General features: G+C 36.8%; 17 protein-coding genes and 1 pseudogene. 13 read left to right on the forward strand and 5 right to left on the reverse strand.

What is annotated here, in order from left to right; translation table 11 throughout:
- Positions 1 to 75: 75 nt before the first annotated feature.
- The 9 genes from IGJ37_RS05880 (at position 76) to IGJ37_RS05920 (ending at position 11483) form a co-directional block, all read left to right on the forward strand.
- On the forward strand, positions 76 to 2178 hold the full coding sequence (locus IGJ37_RS05880; protein WP_002378314.1) for a heavy metal translocating P-type ATPase: 2103 nt from the start codon (positions 76 to 78) through the stop codon (positions 2176 to 2178).
- Positions 2179 to 2446: 268 nt separating this feature from the next.
- Positions 2447 to 2890, forward strand: coding sequence for a cell division protein ZapA (gene zapA / locus IGJ37_RS05885; protein ID WP_002357706.1), 444 nt, complete (start codon positions 2447 to 2449; stop codon positions 2888 to 2890).
- A gap of 19 nt (positions 2891 to 2909) precedes the next feature.
- Positions 2910 to 3458 (forward strand): CvpA family protein, encoded by a 549-nt coding sequence (locus IGJ37_RS05890; RefSeq protein ID WP_002357705.1) that lies wholly within the window; start codon positions 2910 to 2912, stop codon positions 3456 to 3458.
- Between the two features lie 110 nt (positions 3459 to 3568).
- On the forward strand, positions 3569 to 5935 hold the full coding sequence (locus IGJ37_RS05895) for an endonuclease MutS2 (protein WP_252671698.1): 2367 nt from the start codon (positions 3569 to 3571) through the stop codon (positions 5933 to 5935).
- 97 nt (positions 5936 to 6032) lie between these two features.
- Positions 6033 to 6347 carry a thioredoxin gene (gene trxA, locus IGJ37_RS05900; RefSeq protein ID WP_002357703.1) on the forward strand — a complete coding sequence of 105 codons (315 nt, stop codon included), beginning with the start codon at positions 6033 to 6035 and terminating at the stop codon, positions 6345 to 6347.
- 164 nt (positions 6348 to 6511) lie between these two features.
- Complete coding sequence (gene uvrC / locus IGJ37_RS05905; RefSeq protein WP_002361765.1) at positions 6512 to 8308, forward strand: excinuclease ABC subunit UvrC; 1797 nt, start codon at positions 6512 to 6514, stop codon at positions 8306 to 8308.
- A 658-nt stretch (positions 8309 to 8966) separates the two neighbouring features.
- Complete coding sequence (locus IGJ37_RS05910; RefSeq protein WP_252671041.1) at positions 8967 to 9224, forward strand: DUF3884 family protein; 258 nt, start codon at positions 8967 to 8969, stop codon at positions 9222 to 9224.
- A gap of 104 nt (positions 9225 to 9328) precedes the next feature.
- Positions 9329 to 10228: an ABC transporter ATP-binding protein gene (locus tag IGJ37_RS05915; protein WP_002357699.1), complete on the forward strand. Its 900-nt coding sequence runs from the start codon at positions 9329 to 9331 to the stop codon at positions 10226 to 10228.
- On the forward strand, positions 10221 to 11483 hold the full coding sequence (locus tag IGJ37_RS05920; RefSeq protein ID WP_252671042.1) for an ABC transporter permease: 1263 nt from the start codon (positions 10221 to 10223) through the stop codon (positions 11481 to 11483). Before IGJ37_RS05915 ends, IGJ37_RS05920 begins: the two co-directional genes overlap by 8 nt.
- A 35-nt stretch (positions 11484 to 11518) precedes the next feature.
- Here IGJ37_RS05920 and IGJ37_RS05925 read toward each other — a convergent pair whose 3' ends face one another.
- The gene (locus IGJ37_RS05925; RefSeq protein WP_002360405.1) at positions 11519 to 12517 is read right to left on the reverse strand and encodes a LacI family DNA-binding transcriptional regulator; all 999 of its coding nucleotides are present in this window, start codon (positions 12515 to 12517) and stop codon (positions 11519 to 11521) included.
- 141 nt (positions 12518 to 12658) lie between these two features.
- Between IGJ37_RS05925 and IGJ37_RS05930 the strand changes: the two genes are divergently transcribed.
- Complete coding sequence (locus tag IGJ37_RS05930; RefSeq protein WP_325814785.1) at positions 12659 to 14053, forward strand: 6-phospho-beta-glucosidase; 1395 nt, start codon at positions 12659 to 12661, stop codon at positions 14051 to 14053.
- A 25-nt stretch (positions 14054 to 14078) separates the two neighbouring features.
- On the opposite strand, the gene IGJ37_RS05935 is transcribed toward IGJ37_RS05930, so the two are convergent.
- A complete protein-coding gene (locus IGJ37_RS05935; RefSeq protein ID WP_002357693.1) occupies positions 14079 to 14585 on the reverse strand; it encodes a hypothetical protein in 507 nt (168 codons plus the stop codon).
- Between the two features lie 259 nt (positions 14586 to 14844).
- Here IGJ37_RS05935 and abc-f point away from each other — a divergent pair.
- Positions 14845 to 16206: pseudogene (abc-f, locus tag IGJ37_RS05940) on the forward strand (ribosomal protection-like ABC-F family protein); the annotation flags it as partial.
- Positions 16207 to 16246: 40 nt separating this feature from the next.
- Here abc-f and IGJ37_RS05945 read toward each other — a convergent pair.
- A complete protein-coding gene (locus IGJ37_RS05945; protein WP_002361770.1) occupies positions 16247 to 17533 on the reverse strand; it encodes an NAD(P)/FAD-dependent oxidoreductase in 1287 nt (428 codons plus the stop codon).
- 137 nt (positions 17534 to 17670) lie between these two features.
- Here IGJ37_RS05945 and gdhA point away from each other — a divergent pair, with 137 nt between their 5' ends.
- Complete coding sequence (gene gdhA / locus IGJ37_RS05950; protein WP_430598991.1) at positions 17671 to 19017, forward strand: NADP-specific glutamate dehydrogenase; 1347 nt, start codon at positions 17671 to 17673, stop codon at positions 19015 to 19017.
- Positions 19018 to 19198: 181 nt separating this feature from the next.
- Positions 19199 to 20548: a glucose-6-phosphate isomerase gene (locus IGJ37_RS05955; RefSeq protein ID WP_002357685.1), complete on the forward strand. Its 1350-nt coding sequence runs from the start codon at positions 19199 to 19201 to the stop codon at positions 20546 to 20548.
- A gap of 65 nt (positions 20549 to 20613) precedes the next feature.
- Here IGJ37_RS05955 and IGJ37_RS05960 read toward each other — a convergent pair whose 3' ends face one another.
- Together IGJ37_RS05960 and nrdI are read right to left on the reverse strand one after the other, a co-directional pair.
- Entirely contained in the window at positions 20614 to 20793 is a 180-nt protein-coding gene (locus IGJ37_RS05960; protein ID WP_002410696.1) for a hypothetical protein, read from the reverse strand.
- Between the two features lie 58 nt (positions 20794 to 20851).
- Positions 20852 to 21295 carry a class Ib ribonucleoside-diphosphate reductase assembly flavoprotein NrdI gene (gene nrdI / locus IGJ37_RS05965; protein ID WP_002389303.1) on the reverse strand — a complete coding sequence of 148 codons (444 nt, stop codon included), beginning with the start codon at positions 21293 to 21295 and terminating at the stop codon, positions 20852 to 20854.
- Positions 21296 to 21299 lie beyond the last annotated feature (4 nt).

Here is a 21299-nt window from a genome sequence, read left to right on the forward strand (position 1 = left end):
ATTTATAATAGATTCATGAAAGGTTATTCATGTAAACGGAATAATCGCTATTATATAGGGAGTGAAGGTGTTTAAATGCAAAAGAGTTATAAACTAGAAGGACTTGATTGTGCAAGTTGTGCAGACAAAATTGAAAAATCTGTCCAAAAAATTCACGGAGTAGAAAAAGCGCGTGTGGACTTCATGGCTGAAAAAATGACACTGGAAGTTGAATCAGGACATGATTTAGAAGTCGAAAATGAAGCGCGTGCAGTGATTGGTAAGTTAGAACCAGATGTCAAAGTTATTTCTTTAAAAGATGTCAAAGAAGAAGAGGGACGTAATCCCAATAAGAATCGCTTAATTCGTATCATTATTGCATTTGTTTTATTTTTAGCACTTATTATCATTAAACCAAGTAATAATTGGGTTGCTTTGGCGTCTTATTTAGTCGTTTATGTCTTAATTGGTGGCGACATTGTCAAACGAGCGGTAACGAATATTTTTCGTGGGGAAGTGTTTGATGAAAATTTCTTAATGTCTGTGGCAACGATTGGGGCATTCTTTATTGGGGAATATCCCGAAGCTGTGGCAGTAATGTTGTTCTACCAAGTCGGCGAATGGTTCCAAAGTGCTGCGGTTGATCAATCCAGAAAATCAATTGCCAAATTAATGGATATTCGTCCAGATTCAGCAAATCTTTTAGTAAATGGACAAATAAAAGCGGTCGCTCCAGATACAATTGAAATTGGGCAACAAATATTAGTGAAACCAGGTGAAAAAGTTCCATTAGATGGTCAAATTATTGATGGATCAAGTATGGTAGATACCTCTGCGTTGACTGGTGAATCCGTTCCAAGAACGGTCAAAGTCGGCGATGAAATCTTAGGTGGTTTTATCAATAAAAATGGGGCCTTGACCATTAATGTTACGAAAAAATTTGGGGATTCAACAGTTAGCAAAATTTTAGATTTAGTTGAAAATGCTAGCAGTAAAAAAGCCCCTGCAGAAAACTTTATTTCTAAATTTGCTCGCTACTATACACCAGTTGTCGTTGTTTTAGCTATCCTATTGGCAGTGATTCCACCATTTATTTTCCCTGATACTTCTATTAATGAATGGGTTTATCGGGCATTAACGTTCTTGGTTATTTCTTGTCCATGTGCCTTAGTCATTTCTGTTCCTTTAAGTTTCTTCGGTGGAATTGGCGGAGCCAGCAAACTAGGTGTTTTAATTAAAGGAAGCAACTATTTAGAAATTTTAGCGAATACGGAAACGATTGTTTTTGATAAAACTGGTACGCTAACAAAAGGAAATTTTGTGGTTCAAAACATAACTAGTGTTGTTTTACCTGAAGAAGAGTTGTTACGTTTAACAGCAACAGCAGAACAATTATCCACTCATCCTATTGCTATTTCTATTAAAGAAAGCTATGGCAAAGAAACTGTTCCAGCAACAGCAATTGAAGAGGTTGCCGGACACGGTATCAAAGCCACAATTGAAGGCAAAACAGTTTTAGTCGGTAATGCGAAGTTAATGAAACAATTTGGTATCGAAGCACCAGAAGTGAAGGAAGCGGGAACTTTAATTTTTGTCGCTATTGATAATCAATTTGCGGGCTACTTAGTGATTGCGGATCAATTGAAACCAGACGCCATTTCAGCAATAAAAGAATTAAAAGCTGAAGGGGTCAAACAAACTGTTATGCTGACTGGAGACAATCAACAAGTTGCAGAAGCTATTGCAAAAGAAGTTGGTGTTGACAAAGTTTATGCAGAACTTTTACCAGATGGCAAAGTGGATCGTTTAGAAGAGTTGTTAAAAGCATCCTCACCTAAAAACAAAGTTGCCTTTGTTGGTGACGGCATGAATGATGCACCTGTTTTAGCCCGGGCTGATGTTGGGATTGCCATGGGTGGTTTAGGAAGTGACGCGGCAATTGAAGCTGCTGATGTGGTGATTATGAATGATGAACCAAGTCGTATCGCCTCTGCGATTAAATTATCAAGAAAAACATTGAGAATTGTTAAACAAAACATTATCTTTGCGATTGCTGTTAAAATCATTGTTTTGGTACTAGGTGCATTAGGCTTGGCTTCAATGCAAGCAGCAGTGTTTGCTGATGTTGGTGTAACTATTATCGCTGTATTAAATGCTATGCGTTGTTTACGTGTAGAAAAGATGAAAGATAATAACTAAGCCTTAAAAAGTACAGCTGAAACAAACCTTTTTAGCTGATTATCAGAGTTTGAGCGTGGGACAAAAATCACTTTGACTTTTTGTTCCACGCTTTTTCTCCTACACAATTTCTATTCGTTCTCAAATTGCCAGAGTTCTTGTAAAGAAATCTTTAAATTTTTCGCTTTGTGGCATATAATAAGAGAGAATTTGTACGAAAATTGCGCTTCGCTTTTTTTTCATGGTACAATAAGCAAGAATGGATTGATTTACAGGAGGGAACCTCAACATGGCATCAAATGAAAAAACACGATATAAAGCAATCATTGCAGACCATACGTATACAATTATTGGCCAAGAGTCAAAACAACATATGGATTTAGTCACAAAAATTGTCAACGAACAACTGGCGGAAATTAAACATCTTTCTCCGCAAACTGATACGGAACAAGCTTCTGTTTTATTAGCAATTAATGCAATTTCAGATCAACTAAAAAAACAAGAATATGCTTTAAAATTGGAAAAACAAGTAGCAGATTTAAAACAGAAAACCATTCGTTTGGCTGAATTAGAGAATCGTGTGCGCCGAATGGAAATTATCGAAGAAGAAGCACGGGATGTTTTGAAAAAGAATGGACAAGAAGATGTAGAAATTCATAATCATGTGGAAGCCCAACAAATTTTGAATGAAAATCGAAAACAGCAGATTCAAAATAAAGGTGTTTCGGAGTAGTTCCTGAAAGGATGACAAGATGTTAACAATACTTATTTTATTACTTTTAGCCTTTGGATTTTATACAGGAGCTAAACGAGGCTTGATTTTACAAGTGCTCTATTCGGTAGGTTACTTAATTTCATATTTTGTTGCTCGAACTTATTACAAAGAGGTCGCCTCTCATTTAGAATTGTATATTCCATATCCATCGGTTACGCCAACGTCAAAGCTTGTCTTTTTTAATCAAGAGATTTCTTTAGACTTGGACAAAGCCTTTTATTCAGCGGTTGCGTTTTTATTATTGCTGTTTGCAGGCTGGTTGGTCGTTCGTTTTTTAGCTATCTTTTTACATGGATTAACATTTATTCCAGTTTTGAAACAGGTAAATGGACTATTAGGTGGCGTATTAAGTGTTCTTGTGTTATACGTGGGTCTTTTTCTAGTGTTAGCTACGGCGTCAATGATTCCGTCAGATATTGTCCAAAATCAGTTTCGATCAAGTGGCTTGGCACGAGGCATTGTAAAAAATACCCCAATTCTAACAAAACAAGCATATGAATTATGGGTTGAACCAATTACGAAATAAAGCTGAATGGGACTGAGATAGAGATAAGAAGTAAGTGAGCAAAGCGAAACTTCTTATGTTATGTCTCAGTCTTTTCAACAAATGAAAAAGTTAGAAAAGTAGGTGGAAAAATGAATCAGCGTATTCTATCAACATTAGGGTTTGATAAAGTAAAACAACAGTTGTTGCAATTTATTGTGACAGCTCAGGGGACAAACGAAGTTTCGGAATTATTACCGATTGCTGATGAAAATAAAATTCAAGCATGGCTAAATGAAACACAGGATGGTTTAAAAGTTCATCGATTACGTGGTGGAATCCCCATTCCTAAATTAGAAAATATCCAACCACACATGAAACGGATTGAAATTGGTGCGGATTTAAATAGCATAGAATTAGCACAAGTAGGCCGTGTCTTGTCGACTACTTCAGAACTGACTCGTTTTTTTGATGAGTTAAGTGAAAATGAAGTGGATTTTGAACGTTTATATATGTGGCGAGAGCAACTAGAAGTTTTGCCTGAATTAAATCGCCAACTCAAACAAGCCATTGATGATGATGGCTACGTCACAGATGAAGCTTCGCCAGCCTTAAAGGCAATTCGGCAAAATATTCGACGTAGTGAGCAGACCATTCGAGAAGAACTAGATAGTATTATTCGTGGGAAAAACGCACGTTACCTTAGTGATGCCCTTGTTACTATGCGAAATGAACGCTACGTGATTCCAGTCAAACAAGAATATAAAAATATTTTTGGTGGCGTGGTTCACGACCAAAGTGCTTCAGGACAAACCTTATTTATTGAACCTAAACAAATTTTAGAAATGAATAATCGCTTGCGACAACAACAAATTGCCGAAAGAAATGAGATTACTCGCATCTTGGCAGAACTGTCGGCCGAGTTGGTCCCTTATCGCCGTGAAATTACGCATAATGCTTATGTCATCGGTAAACTTGATTTTATTAATGCTAAGGCACGACTAGGAAAAGAACTAAAAGCAGTTGTTCCAGAAATTAGTCAAGCAAATCATGTAGTTTTTAAACAAGCCCGGCACCCGCTATTGGATCCAGAAAAAGCTGTAGCCAATGACATTGTGATTGGAGAAGAATATCAAGCAATTGTGATTACGGGGCCTAATACCGGCGGGAAAACCATTACTCTGAAAACGCTAGGTCTTTTACAATTAATGGGCCAAGCTGGATTACCTATTCCAGTGGAAGAAGAGAGTAAAATGGGGATTTTTACAGAAGTATTTGCGGATATCGGGGATGAACAATCGATTGAACAAAGTCTAAGTACTTTCTCTTCACATATGACGAATATCGTGTCTGTCTTAAAGAAAGTCGATCATCAAAGTTTAGTACTATTTGATGAATTAGGTGCTGGGACAGATCCGCAAGAAGGGGCCGCTTTAGCGATTGCCATTTTAGATTCATTGGGTGCTAAAGGAGCCTATGTGATGGCAACAACCCATTATCCTGAATTAAAAGTGTATGGCTATAATCGAGCTGGAACAATCAATGCCAGTATGGAATTTGATGTAGATACTTTGAGTCCAACCTATCGTTTATTAATTGGCGTGCCTGGCCGAAGTAATGCTTTTGAAATTTCGAAACGTCTTGGATTAGACAACAGTATTATTGAAGCTGCAAAACAAATAATGGACGGTGAAAGTCAAGATTTAAACGAAATGATTGAAGACTTGGAAAACCGTCGCAAAATGGCCGAAACTGAATACTTAGAAGCTCGCCACTATGTCGATGAATCGGCCGCTTTGCATAAGGAACTAAAAGAAGCCTATCAAGTATTTTTTGAAGAACGAGAAAAAGAATTACAAAAAGCGCGGAAAGAAGCGAATAAAATTATTGCAGAAGCGGAAGAAAATGCGGAAACCATTATTTCTGATATTCGCAAAATGCAATTGGAAAGTGGCCAACAAGGTGGTGTCAAAGAACATCAGTTAATTGATGCGAAAACACAACTTTCTCAATTACACCATGAAGAAACCAAGCTTGCTAAAAACAAAGTGCTGAAGAAGGCGAAAGAACAGAAAAAATTAAAAGCTGGCGATGAAGTAATTGTCAATACTTACGGCCAACGAGGGACCTTATTAAAAGACAACGGCAAAGGACAATGGCAAGTCCAATTAGGCATTTTAAAAATGAACGTATCTGAAGAGGATATGACGCCTGTCGCTCCACAAAAAGAAGCAAAACCAAGAGTTACAACGGTTCGTTCTGCAGAAAGCAGTCATGTTGGCACACAACTAGACTTACGTGGCAAACGCTACGAAGAAGCATTGGCAGAAGTTGACCAATACATTGATGCTGCGATTCTAGCGGGCTATCCACAAGTAACCATTGTTCACGGTAAAGGAACAGGTGCATTAAGAACCGGAATAACGGAATTTTTAAAAAATCACCGCAGTGTGAAAAGCTATGAATTTGCGCCACAAAACCAAGGTGGTAATGGTGCGACTGTCGTGAAATTCCAATAAACAAGGACTTACAATAAGTAAGCAGAACACTCGCTATCTTAGAGATGACGTGTTATACTAAGCATGTAATAAGAGTAAAGAGTAGGAGGTTTGTGAAATGACACAAGCAATTACCGATAAAGATTTTGCAACAGAAACAGATGAAGGATTAGTCTTAATCGACTTTTGGGCAACTTGGTGTGGCCCTTGTCGTATGCAAGCACCCATCTTAGAACAATTATCTGAAGAATATGATGAAGACGAAGTAAAAATCGTCAAAATGGATGTTGATGAAAATCCTGCAACACCAGCAAGTTTTGGAATCATGAGCATCCCAACATTGCTATTGAAAAAAGATGGCGAAGTTGTTGAAAAAGCAGTCGGTGTTCATACAAAAGACCAATTGCAAGCAATGATTGCCAAACACTTATAAACGTTGATTAGTCATTACGAATAGTCTGATTCAGTCTGAAGAGAAATCATTAGCGATTGTCTTTTCAGGCTGTTTCTTTCGTACATAAAGTAGCGGCTTTTTTTGTTTAATTACAAAAAGAGGTGTATAATAGACGAAGCATTTTGTTAGAAAGGAAGTATCGTATGAACGAACGAATAAAAAATAAATTAGCACTGCTTCCTGATCAACCTGGTTGTTATTTAATGAAAGATAAAAACGGCACGATTATCTATGTTGGGAAAGCCAAAATTTTGAAAAACCGTGTCCGGTCTTATTTTCGTGGTAGCCATGATACTAAGACAGAACGATTAGTCAGTGAAATCGATGATTTTGAATATATTGTGACAGAATCGAATATTGAAGCACTTTTATTAGAAATTAATTTAATCCATAAAAATAATCCCAAATATAACATCATGTTAAAAGACGATAAAACCTATCCTTTTATCAAAATCACAAACGAAAAATATCCTCGTTTAATGATTACTCGAAAGGTTTTAAAAGACAAAGCGTTATATTTTGGCCCATATCCAGATGTAAATGCAGCGAATGAAACAAAGAAACTGTTAGATCGGCTTTTTCCTTTGCGAAAATGTAATCCGTCGCAAAAAACACCTTGTTTGTATTATCATTTAGGACAATGTCTGTGTCCCTATGCTTTTGATGTGGATCCGCAAGTCTACAAAGATATGGTGGAAGAGATTAAAGGGTTTCTCTCTGGTGGACATACAGAAATTCAGGACCGCTTACAAGAAAAAATGGCTTATGCAGCAGCACATATGGAATTTGAAAAAGCTGCAGAATTTCGCGATCAAATTAAAGCGATTGAAACAGTTATGACCCGCCAAAAAATGACGAATGTAGATTTAATTGATCGTGATGTGTTTGGTTATGCTGTTGATAAAGGCTGGATGTGTGTCCAAGTATTCTTTGTCAGACAAGGAAAATTAATCGAACGTGATGTATCGATTTTTCCATTTTATGATGATGCCAGTGAAGCATTTTTAACTTTTATTGGACAATTTTATCAAGAGAATGAGCATTTTGTGCCAAAAGAAGTCTTGATTCCTGATGACATTGATAAAGAAAGCGTCGAAGCTTTATTAGCTACGAAAGTCTTGCAGCCGCAACGGGGAGAAAAGAAAAAACTGGTTAAATTAGCCAGTAAAAATGCTGCAGTTGCTTTAAATGAAAAATTCGATTTGATTGTACGGAAACAAGAACGAACAATTGGCGCAGTTGAAAAATTAGGCAATGCGATGAACATACCTGCGCCCATTCGAATTGAAGCATTTGATAATTCAAATATTATGGGAACAAACCCTGTTTCTGCGATGGTTGTGTTTATTGACGGACGGCCAGCTAAAAATGAGTATCGAAAATATAAAATAAAAACTGTCCAAGGTCCTGATGATTACGCTTCTATGAGAGAAGTCATTTATCGCAGATATTCACGAGTTTTAAAAGAAGGCTTGCCTTTTCCTGATTTAATTTTAATCGATGGTGGTAAAGGTCAAGTCGATGTTGCTAAAGATGTGTTAGCCAATCAACTAGGAGTCGATATTCCTGTAGCTGGATTAGCCAAGAACGACAAGCACAAAACGAGTGAACTTTTATTTGGTCCAAACTTAGAAGTTGTACCATTGGAAAGAAACTCACAAGAATTTTTCTTGTTGCAACGAATCCAAGATGAAGTCCATCGTTTTGCCATCACATTTCATCGTCAATTACGTAGTAAAAATAGTTTTGCTTCCAAATTAGATAACATTGAAGGTTTGGGACCAAAACGTAAAAAAAATCTTTTAAAAGAATTTAAATCGCTTAAAAATATTACGGCAGCCAGTGTTGAAGAATTAAGAAAAGCTGGGTTACCTGAAACTGTCGCAAAGAATGTGTATCGTCATTTGCATCAAGAAACAACCTCTAAGATAGAAAAATAAATGAAAATAAGCCAGAGGTCGGGACAGAAACGTTTAGCTCCGAGAACCAAGTAGGTACTGTTCAACATCTATTTGCTTTGCAAATAGTGTTTTTCAGCAATAAGAAGGAATTTCCGAAAATTGTCATAAAACACAACGAGGAACGAGTTGATGTTGCATGATACACTACACTCCGTTTCGTTCGCATCAATTTCTAAGCATGGAACATGCTAGAATTGAAGGACCCGGTGTTCTTTAATTTTTGGAGACCAAGTAGGTATTGTTCATCATCGAATCACTACGTTCTTCGTGATTCTCAACAATTTCGGCTTATTTCCGAAGGACCTTCACCAAGTAGGTACGATGATTTCATCTGTTCATGCTTCACAGTGAAACATCGCAACTCTTAGAGCTGTAGCTCTTTTGAAGGCTGTACTGTGACGAGACGCATGTCGAGAAAACACCTTAGAAGTTGTTGAGATCGGAGCAACGCATAGTGTTGCTTCTGTTCCCGCCGTTTATCAGTTTTTGAGCGTGGAGCAAAAATCCAAAGTGATTTTTGTCCCAGGCTCTGTTTTTTTATTCAATTTTTTCATGAAAAGTTGAACTCTCAAGAAAATATGATAACGATTTCTTTCGTGATATACTAAAACTAACTTAAAAGAGAGGTCGTCTGATCATGAAAATACTAACACCCGTTTATCAAATAAAATTTAAAAAAGTACCAAATCAATTACTGATTGATGAGCGTTTAATGAATGAATTGGGTACGTGGTTGAATCGTACAGGTCGAATTTGGGCCTGTCAATCATCAAAATCGGCAAAGGAATTTGAAAATACATTTTATGAAAGCACAGGCTTGGCCGCAAATGAAGTGCATATTTCTTCCGAGACGGATGGCCTTTTTCGTTTAGCAGAAAATAAAGCGTCTGATTAAAGTGCAACATCTTTCCATAACAATTGTCATTGACATGCCAACACAGTAAAGATACGATATGAGTAACTAAACAGCGGTTTAGAAAAAGTGAAGGGGGCGTTTATGTGTTAGAGGTAAAAGAGTTAGTCAAAACCTTTGGGGATTTTAAAGCAGTTGATCATGTATCCTTTACGATACCGGACGGGAAAATTTTAGGATTAATTGGCCAAAATGGTGCCGGGAAGACAACTACGTTTCGCTTGATTTTAAATTTTTTAACACAAGATAGCGGGTCAGTTTTATGGAATGGTCAACCATTAAACGAAAAAGAGTACAATATTATTGGTTATTTACCAGAAGAACGGGGTTTATATCCTAAAATTACGATTGAAGACCAACTAATTTATTTCGCTTCGTTGCGGGGAAAAACTAAAAAAGAAATTGAACCTAAAATTGACTTTTGGATGGAAAAATTTCAAGTTAAAGGCAAAAAAACAGATAAAGTTAAATCTTTATCAAAAGGAAATCAACAAAAAGTTCAATTGATTGCGACACTTATTCATGAACCGAAGTTAATTATTTTAGACGAACCATTCAGTGGCTTGGATCCAGTTAATGCAGAATTATTAAAAGACGGCATTATTGAATTGAAAAATCAAGGTTCTTGTGTCATTTTTTCCAGTCATAATATGGACAATGTGGAGAAAATCTGTGACCATTTAGTCATGTTAAAAAATGGACGCATGGTTTTAGATGGTCAGGTTCATGAAATTCGACAACAATTTGGTCGAACAAAATTATTTTTAGAATCACCGTTATCTGTTGAGGAAGTTGCTGCTACAGCAGGTGTGAAAGAAGCACACTTACGACAAGATGGCGTCTTAGAAGCGACATTAGAAAACGCTGAAGTGGGCAAAGTGTTGTTTGATAAAGCGACAGCCAACGGCTACATTCCAATGTTTAATCAACAACCACCAACATTGGAAGAAATTTTCAAAATGAAAGTAGGTGGGCAAGATGAGTAAATTTTGGATTATTGCGACTGATGTCTATAAGAAAAATGTGAAGTCGCTGTCTTTCTTAATCATGATTTTAGCGCCATTTCTTCTTGTAGGAATTGTTTACTTAGCGGGCTCTCTAGCTAGCGGTTTTTCAGGAGATACTACCATTGGTCTGGTTTCGGAAAATCAAGCGCTCGTTAAAGAGTTGACAAAGAATAAAACAGAGGACTTTTCTTTCAAAGCTGTTTCTTCTGAGAAAAAGGCCCAAGAACAATTAAAAGACGAGAAAATTGATGCCTATTTACTTTTGGACACTACAGATAATCAGATTTCTGGTCAGATTTACTCTGAACGCTCTTTAGGAAATGCAACCGAGATGCTAATTCCTCAAATGTTAAACCAATTACAAACAATGGCGAATGCCAATCGTTTAAACCTAACAGCTGAGCAAGTTGCCATGTTGAATCAACAAGCAACATTTAAAAAAGCCAAAATTAGTTTTGATGAAAATGGCAAAATAAAAACAGGAGAAGATAACACAGGGATTCAAATGGTGTTAGCAATGGGGATAACAATTTTGTTATTTGTCTTCATCAGCAGTTATTCTTCAATTATTGCCCAAGAGATTGCTTCTGAAAAAGGCACTAGAATCATGGAAGTTATTCTCTCTAGTACAAAAGCGCAAACCCATTTTTATGGCAAATTAACTGGGGTTATTCTAGTAGCTTTAACACAAATTTTTATTTACGGAGTGGCGTTTGTTCTCGGCTATTCTCAATTGAAAAATCTTGATTTTATGAAAAGTCTATTAAGTGGTATTTCACCACAAAGTATTTTTTCATCAACCTTTATTTTTACATTAGGCTTTTTCATTATTGGTATTCTCGTTTTTGCTGTTTTGGCAGCACTTTGTGGTTCTCTTGTTTCCAAACCAGAGGATACAGCAAAAGCAGTTCAGCCCATCATGTATATTGGTTTAATCGGTTATATGATTGGCATTACGTTTGGGACGAATGATCCGCAAAATATCGTGGTGAAAGTGACTTCCTTTATTCCGCTGATTTCGTCATACATTATGCCAGTACGCTTGGCGACCGAAACGGCATCAACAATGGAAGCAATTGTCTCATTAGTGATTTTGGCAGTTTTTGGAATTATTTTAACAATCTTCTCTGCTCGTTTATACAAATCAAACGTTCTTGTATACAGCGAAGGCGGCATGATTCAATCCTTAAAACAGTCAATTTCTATTTTAAAAAATGAACAAAAGCATAAATAATTTTTGTTTAACTCTAAAAGGACCCGGTAAATCAGTCAAAGTGACTGATCTGCCGGGTCTTTTTTAGGCACCGTTCGTCGTTCAACTAGACGAACGGTTAATTTTTTTTCAGGAATGTTCGTCTGATTTAATTGGTTGTATAGGTAAATAAATGAGTTTTCGGCTTGATACTGAATGGCATAATCAACAGTCGTAATATGCATCAATTCACTGACATAACTATTATCAAAGCCAATGACAGCGACATCGCGAGGAACGGCATAATTTAGATTTTCAAGTTCTGAAATAAACTCAGCTGCTACGTGATCATTATAAAAGGCCAAAGCTTCTGGCTTTTCGGTTAATTGTTGCCAGTAATGGGCAATTTTGCGACCAGAATGGTTAGTATACTGATCATTAATCAGCCACTCAGCTTGCCAAGGTGCCTGAGTGTTTTCATAAAAATCTTTCATTGCACGTTTTCGTGCGTGCGTGTTTAAATTTTCGGGATTACCGAGGACATGACCGATTTTTTGGTATCCTTGTTGTTGTAAATATTCTAAGGAACGATAGTAACCAGAGTAATGATCAATGTAGGAAGAGTATATATTAGGTGAATCGATACGATGCCAGGTTGCTAAAGGGCCATACGCGCTGTAAGGCTCAATCACCGACCATTCATTTGTTCGTGTCAATAAAAACAAGCCATCTAATTGTTTGTATTTTAATTGGTTCAAGGCATCAATTTCTTTCTGCTGATCGCCATCTGTAAAAAATAAGGTTACGGAATAATTGTATTTTTTGGCAATTGAAATAAAGCGATTCAAGAAAATACCTAAGGAACCTAAATAGCTAGGGGCTAAAAAGCCAATGGTTTTTGTGGCACCTGCTCGTAAATTCCGCGCCACATAATTCGGGGTATAATTTAATTCTTTCATTGCTTTGAGAATTTTTTCTTGACTATCGGCACTCACATATCCTTTTCCAGAAATTAAGCGAGAAACAGTCGATTTCGAGACACCGGCAACTTTTGCTACATCAATGATAGACGTCATTTTTTACCTCCAAAGTGGAATGTATTCTTATAAGAAGTATAGCATACATTTTTTTGAAAATAGTGCTTGACATGGGAACATTCCCATAATTTATCCTAAAGATGTAAACGATAACAATTTAATCAAGGAGGAAGAAGACGGATGACAAGAGGAGCATTAAAAATTGCAACAATTGGTGGCGGTTCTAGTTATACACCTGAATTAATTGAAGGATACATTAAAAGAAAAGATGAACTGCCAATTAAGGAAATTTGGTTAGTCGATATTGAAGCTGGTAAAGAAAAATTGGAAATCGTTGGTGCAATGGCGAAGCGCATGATTAAAGCTGCTGGTTTAGATTGGGAAGTTCATTTAACATTGGACCGTGAAGCAGCCTTAAAAGGGGCGGATTTTGTTTCAACACAGTTCCGTGTAGGATTATTAGATGCTCGCATTAAAGATGAACGGATTCCTTTGTCCCATGGAGTATTAGGCCAAGAAACAAATGGCGCAGGAGGAATGTTTAAAGCATTTCGAACAATTCCTGTCATTTTAGCTATTATTGACGATATGAAACGTCTTTGCCCAGATGCTTGGTTAGTGAATTTTACTAATCCAGCTGGAATGGTTACGGAAGCTGCAATTAAACATGGCGGTTGGAAAAAAACAGTTGGCTTATGTAATGTGCCGATTGGTCATAGAAAACAAGCGGCCGAAATGCTGGGAATTCCAGAAGAAGACTTATTCTTTAAATTTGCTGGAATTAATCATTTCCATTGGCACCGCGTTTGGGACAAAGAAGGACAAGAGCGAACACAAGAACTCATTGATTTAATTTACGGACCTAAGCAAGAGCAAGAAAGTCATTTGAAAAATATTTTTGATGCGCCGTTCCATTATGAACAGTTAAAAGATTTAGGAATGTTACCATGTGGTTATCATCGCTATTATTATATTGAAGATGAGATGTTGAAGCATTCCATCGAAGAGTATGAACGGGGCGAAACAAGAGCACAAGTGGTTAAAGAAACGGAAAGTCGTCTGTTTGAATTGTATAAAGATCCCAAACTAGATTACAAACCAAAAGAATTAGAAGAACGGGGCGGCACACACTATAGCGATGCAGCTTGTGAAATGATTGCATCAATTTATAATGATAAACGAACGGATATGGTTATTTCTACTGAAAATAATGGGACAATTACTGATTTACCGTATGATTGTGTTGTAGAAGTATCTGGACCTGTGACAGCTCATGGCCATGAACCTTACAACTGGGGGGCCTTTCCGCCAGCAGCAAGAGGAATTATTCAAAATATGAAAGCTATGGAAGAAACGGTTATTCGAGCAGCCATCAATGGTGATTACGGCGCAGCATTGCATGCTTTCACTATTAATCCATTAGTTCCTGGCGGCGTCATGGCGAAGACCTTGTTGGACGAATTATTAATTGCCCACAAAGCGCATTTACCGAATTTTGCAGATGCGATTAATAAAATTGAAGAAACACAACCAGAAACAGTCACATATGTGGCCGAATTAATGAAAAGTAATTAAAAAATATCGCACGCTAAAGATTCGTTTAGTGTGCGATACTTTTTTTAGAATAGGAAGCAAAGGATTCCGTTTTTTTCTTGACAGTAAAATGATAGGTTTGTTGCCGGAACAGCCACTGAATACCAGAGTAAATTAAAATTTCAGCAATAATAAACGTCGAAAGTTTCTGTGCGGAAAGGAATAATAGCGTTAAAATTAAAAATAAGACGACACAGGTATAAAAAACGTGTTGCAATTTTTTAGAATTGATAATCGTGATTTCTTTGGTATCTTCAGTAACTTCAATGCGCCGATAAAATTGGAACCAGCCTTCATAGAACGTTAAAACATCTCCAGGATCAGCCTCAATTTCAATAGGTACATTAGTAAAAAGTTTCCCTTGATGCACACCATTTTTATAAAATGTAAAATAGCGTAACGCGCCCCAAGCTGATGTTTTTCGTGTCAATGTAATCTTCATGGTTTTCACCTCCGTTTTTATTTTGCCATAGTTTCGGTAAAATTGTATCCTACTAAAGTCCGATTCTCTCATTTTAGGGTCAGAATTGACAAAAGAAAGCAGAGGTGTTAATGTGGGAGTAATTAAACGAGGAGGTATAATTGTATGTTGGCATCTATCAGAATTTGGATTGACTTTTTGACAAAATAAATTGAATAAATCTTATCAAAAAGTCTGAAATTAAAATTCATGGGTGACGTGTGTACTTTTATACGAAACTACAAGGATAGCGATTAGGCTGTCCTTTTTTGCGTACCCAAGATTCTTTCGTTTCAGAAATGAAAGAAGAGGGCAAAATGAAAAAATTGGGATTATTGGTAAAAACGGCGCAGGAAAATCAACACTGCTCAATTTAATTATGGGTAAGATTCAATCAGACAAAGGAAAAGTTCAAAGATTGAACGACTTTCATTACTTGGCACAAGTAGCTGAAGAAATAACGAATGAATCAGAGAAAACTGACAAAAACTGTTTGCTAAATCAGAAAAATCAAAAACTAAGTGGTGGCGAAAAAGTCCAAAAACGCTTAGCAACATTATTTTCAGAGTATCCAACCGGGGTTATTTTAGATGAACCAACCACACATTTAGATAAAGAACATCGTCAGTTGTTAGTGGCAGATTTAACGTATTATTATGGGACCGTTTTGTTTGTTAGTCATGATCGCTTTTTCTTGAATCAATTAGCAGAGAAAATTTGGGAAGTTTCGGATGGACATGTCAAAGAATATTTAGGGAACTACGATGCGTATTGTCGTCAAAAAGAATTGGAACAGCAAACACAATATAATGTCTATCATCAATATCAAAAGGAAAAGAAAAAATTACAGGAATCTTACGCAAAGAAACAAGCACAAGCGCAAAAATCTAGTCATGTTTCAAAAAAACAAAAACAAAAGCAAATTAAACCTAGTCGTTTAGCTGGTTCTAAACAAAAAGATACCGTACAAAAAGCACTCCAAAAACAAGCGAAAGCGATTAATGCCAGAATTGACAGATTACCCGATGTTGCGCAAGCAAAACAAGAGCGAAAAATTATTTTTCCTACTAATAATCAGTTCTCTTTATACAATCCATATCCAATTAGAATTGAAAATTTAACTTTCGCTTATGAGAATCGAACAATTCTTAACCAAGTGAACGTTCAAATTCCTTTAAACGAAAAAATAGCACTTTGTGGAAAAAATGGTGCTGGGAAGAGTACCTTCCTTCAACAAATTGAAGCTCGTCACCCGGCCATTTACTTTTCTCCCAAAGTCCGGTTAGGAACGTATCATCAATTAGATTATCGATTAAAAAATGATGAGCCACTGTTGACTTATTTATTGAAGCGGACAAATTATTCTGAAAAGGTTGTGCGTTCACTTTTATATCGGCTAGGTTTTCAACAAGAAAATTTACAGACAAAGATATCTTCTCTAAGTGGTGGCGAAGCCATAAAAATTACTTTGGCGCAACTGTTTATAGAACCAAATAATATTATCTTATTGGATGAACCCACCAATTTTCTTGATTTAGAGACAATCCAAGCACTTGAAGAATTTATAAGTGCCTATCAAGGAACAGTAATTTTCACCTCGCATGATGAAACGTTTGTGGAAAAAGTAGCCACCCGCACTATTTATTTAGAAAACGGGAAAATTATTGATAAATAAAAAAAGTAAACAAAAAGTCGCTATTTTAGCGACTTTTTGTTTAGACTTCTTCAATTGGTAAATAGGTGTATTCTGCAATTTCTGCGGCATGGGAGCCAGCAACATGTCCAGTGACAAATGCAGCTGTAACATTGTAGCCTCCAGTATAGCCATTAATATCTAAAAGTTCACCAGCAAAAAATAAACCATTGACTAATTTGCTCTCCATTGTTTTAGGGGTCACTTCTTTGAGGGAAATCCCACCGCCTGTGACAAAAGATTTTTCCAAAGGCAATGTTTTCGTAACAGTGAACTGAAAGTCTTTCAGTAGTTCCACAAAGGAAAGACGTTGCTTTTCTGTTAGTTGTTTGGCAGGCACTTCTTCAATTGCTAGTTTCTCTAGATAAAAAGTAAGCAGACGTTCTGGTATTAAAGAATGAAAGGCATTTTTTGCCACTTTATTTGGCTGTTCCTCAATCATGTAATCAACATTTTTCAGCACTTCTTCAAAAGATTTTGTCGGAAACACATCCAAGGCTACCGTGACAGGTTGATTGCCGTTGCGAGTTAACTCTTGGTTAATAAAACTAGAACAGCGGAGCGCGGCAGGTCCTGAAATGCCAAAATGTGTAAACAGCATATCCATTTGATGATTAACTAAAGGTTTTCCTTTTTGGTTCAAAACAGTTAAATTAATATCTTGTAAAGAGAGACCTTGCAACGTTTTATCAAGGATAAAAGGTTCTTCAGAAATAATAGGCGATTCGGTAGGGTAGAGCGGGCTGATGGTATGCCCCATTTTTTTGGCTAGTTTATAGCCATCACCAGTTGCTCCTGTGGAAGGATAAGTGCGGCCGCCAGTTGTTAATACAACACACGGTGCATAAATTTTTTCCAGTTCGGTTTCAACGCCAATTATTTGATCGTCTTTTCGTAGTAATTTTGTGACCTGTGTTTTTGTAAAAACAGTGACTCCTAATTCGTTAATGCGGTTAAATAGCGCATCAACAATTGACTTCGATTTATCTGTAACAGGGAACATGCGTCCGTGATCTTCTTCTTTTAAGTGAATACCATTGGATTCAAAAAAGTTCATGATATCATAGTTATCAAATTGTGAAAATGCGCTGTATAAAAATTTTCCATTCCCAGGAATAAATGAAATGATTTCTTCTGCGGGCCGATTATTGGTTACATTACAGCGGCCGCCACCAGTCATTAATAATTTTTTCCCAACACGGCGATTTTTTTCAATCAATAATACTTGAGCACCAGCTTCTGCGGCCGCAATCGTGGCCATCATACCACTCGTCCCAGCACCGACAATAATTACATCAAATTTCTTCATAGTTCTCCTCCAATTCAATAGGTAGTGTACCATAATTACAGGATTTTTTCTGGATTTAAGGAAAAAATAAACGTTTGACTATGGTAATTTTTGAATTTTCAGTTAAAATAAACCTATAACAATGAGAGGATGATTAAATGGACGCAAAAAAATATGTTAAAAATATTCAAGAAAAGATTCACCAATTAGACCAAGGTCAAACAGAATATTTACAAGCAGTCGATGAGTTTTTACCAACCGTAGAAGGTTTTTTAGAAAAAAATCCTCAATACATTGAAGCAAATGTTTTAGGTGTCTTGATTGAACCTGAACGTATTTTTCAATTTCGTGTGCCGTGGCAAGATGACCAGGGCAATTGGCATGTGAACAGAGGCTATCGTGTCCAATATAATTCAGCGATTGGACCATACAAAGGTGGTTTGCGGTTTCATCCAAGTGTGAATTTAAGTGTGATGAAGTTTTTGGCCTTTGAACAAATTTTTAAAAATAGTTTAACTGGTTTGCCAATCGGTGGCGGCAAAGGCGGTAGTGATTTTGATCCAAAAGGTAAGTCAGATGCTGAAGTGATGCGCTTTTGTCAAAGTTTCATGACCGAACTTCAAAAACATATTGGTCCAAGTACAGATGTTCCAGCAGGCGATATTGGCGTAGGCGCTCGTGAAATTGGTTATTTGTTTGGCATGTATAAACGCTTGCGCAACTATGATGCAGGAGTGTTGACTGGAAAACCTTTAGGATACTGGGGAAGCCAAGCAAGAACAGAAGCGACGGGTTATGGAACGGTTTATTTTGTTAAACATTTATTAGCAGATAAAAACGATACGTTTGAAGGCAAAAAAGTTGCTGTTTCTGGTAGCGGGAATGTCGCAATTTATGCCATGGAAAAAGCAACTGAGCTAGGCGCCACAGTAATCACATGTTCCGATTCGTCTGGTTTTGTCTATGATCCAGAAGGAATTGATGTGGCGTTAGTAAAAGAACTAAAAGAAAAAAATCGTGAACGCATTTCAAAATATGTTGAAACACGTAAAGGCGCAACTTATTATGATAAAGAATCTGTTTGGGATTTCGAAACAGCGTATGACATTGCGTTACCATGTGCAACACAAAATGAAATCAACGAAAAGCAAGCCGCTATTTTAGTGAAAAATGGAGTGAAAGTCGTGGCAGAAGGCGCAAATATGCCTTGTACACTAGAAGCAGTCGCCGTTTTTGCTAAATCAGCTGTAATTTATTGTCCAGGCAAAGCCGCTAATGCAGGTGGTGTTGCGGTTTCTGCATTAGAGATGAGCCAAAATGCTGAACGTTTAGCTTGGTCCTTTGAAAAAGTTGACGGTATGCTAGATCAAATTATGCAAAACATTTATGAGACTTGTCGTGATACGGCTAACGAATATCAGGCACGAGATAACTTTGTTTTAGGTGCGAATATTGCTGGCTTTGAAAAAGTAGCGGCAGCGATGCTAAGTCAAGGACTCGTTTAATAACAAAAAATGCTAGGATTTCCTAGCATTTTTTCTTGGTTTGTTTGATTAAGAGAATAAATATCTCTAATTAAATAGTTAAAATTAAACAATTGGTCTATCCAAAAGAATTTGCTTGAAAAAATGTCTAAAAACACGTAAAGTATACATGTAGTAAGTTTACTTTCGAGGAGGAAAAGGAATGTCACACATTCAATTAGATTATTCCAAATTAGCACCATTTGTTGCTGACCATGAATTGGAATACATGCAAACACAAGTCACTGCAGTGGACAAAGCATTACGTGAAGGTACAGGAGCTGGTAATGATTTTACTGGCTGGATTGATTTACCAGAAAACTATGACAAAGAAGAATTCGCGCGCATTAAAAAAGCAGCAGCAAAAATTCAATCTGACTCTGAGGTATTAGTAGTCATTGGTATCGGTGGTTCATATTTAGGTGCCCGTGCAGCAATTGAATTTTTGACACATTCATTTAATAATCTATTATCCAAAGAAGAACGGAAAGCGCCACAAATCTTCTTTGCTGGAAATAGCATCAGCTCAACTTATTTAGCTGATTTAATCAATGTGATTGGTGATCGTGATTTTTCTGTGAACGTTATTTCAAAATCTGGAACTACGACAGAACCAGCGATTGCTTTCCGCGTCTTTAAAGAGTTATTAATTAATAAATATGGCAAAGAAGAAGCCAATAAACGTATTTATGCGACAACTGACCGTGCTAAAGGAGCAGTAAAAGTTGAAGCTGATGCGGAAGGTTGGGAAACATTTGTGATTCCTGATGATGTGGGCGGCCGTTTCACTGTTTTAACGCCAGTAGGTCTTTTACCAATCGCTGTTAGCGGTGCGGATATTGATCGTTTAATGGAAGGTGCAAATGATGCACGTAAAGAATACGGCGCAACGAGCGACTTAAAAGAAAACCAAGCCTATCAATATGCTGCGTTACGTAACATTTTATATCGTAAAGGCAAAACAACTGAAATGTTAATTAACTATGAGCCTGGCATGCACTATTTCTCTGAATGGTGGAAACAATTATACGGTGAATCAGAAGGAAAAGATGGCAAAGGTATTTTCCCAGCAGCCGCAGACTTTTCAACTGACTTACATTCTATGGGTCAATATGTTCAAGAGGGTATGCGTAACTTATTTGAAACAGTGGTTAAAATTGAAAATCCACGCCATAGCATTTCAATTCCAGAACAAAATGAAGACTTAGATGGCCTAGGCTATTTACAAGGAAAAGAAATTGACTTCGTCAATACAAAAGCGTTCGAAGGTACGTTGCTTGCTCACACAGATGGTGGTGTGCCAAACATGATCGTTAAAGTGCCAACAATGGATGCTTATTCATTAGGTTATGTTATGTACTTCTTTGAAATTGCGGTGGGCATCTCAGGTTACTTAAATGGGGTTAATCCATTTGATCAACCAGGTGTTGAAGCTTACAAACGCAACATGTTCGCTTTATTAGGTAAACCAGGTTTTGAAGAATTAGCAAAAGATTTAAATGCACGTCTATAATTTGTAAATAACAGAAGAAAAGAGCCAGAAACACTTACGTTTCTGGCTCTTTTCTTCTGTTTAAATTATTTTTCCAATGGTTCGTTCCATTTTTTAGGACTCCAAATGGTTCCTTCCAATGCAACTTGAAGACTTTCATTATCATCTTCTAATTGCTCAATATATTTGATGGTTTCCTCGATAATAAAAGAATTTGTTTCTTCGCTGATTGACTGAAGTTGTTCTGCTAACCATGTATTTCTCATTTTTCTTCACCTCAAAATGTAGTCTATCATAGGTGAGCTTTTTAGTAATGAAACTTGCTTATTGGTTTTCCTTTAAAATAGCATAAATTCGTTCAATATCCGCTTGGGTACCTCTTAATTCATAGTCAGCTAAGAAGGGGAAGTTAAATTGTTCCGCATACTGTTTAGCTGTCAGGCAGTATTGGTGGTTAAAGTTTTTATTGCCGCTGCCCACCACGCCAGAGCAATAACGATAATTATTTTCAAAAGCAAGATATTCTCGCATGACTTCTGTTAAAATTTCGGTATTGCCGTTGTTGATGCCATCGCCACCATCTAAATAGGTAGGCACAAAGGTAAAAAATGGTTCTGTTTCTACTTCTAACGGAGAATTTTCCGAAATTTCTTTGAAAGTAATCGTAGGATTTTTTTCGTTTTGCTGATGTTGCTCTTCAGCATAAGTTGTTAAACGTTGAACAAATGAGCGCGTATTACCAGAGATTGAAATATATCGTATATTCATCAGA

The sequence above is a fragment of the Enterococcus sp. AZ104 genome, from assembly GCF_050546705.1.
Classification (GTDB): domain Bacteria; phylum Bacillota; class Bacilli; order Lactobacillales; family Enterococcaceae; genus Enterococcus; species Enterococcus faecalis.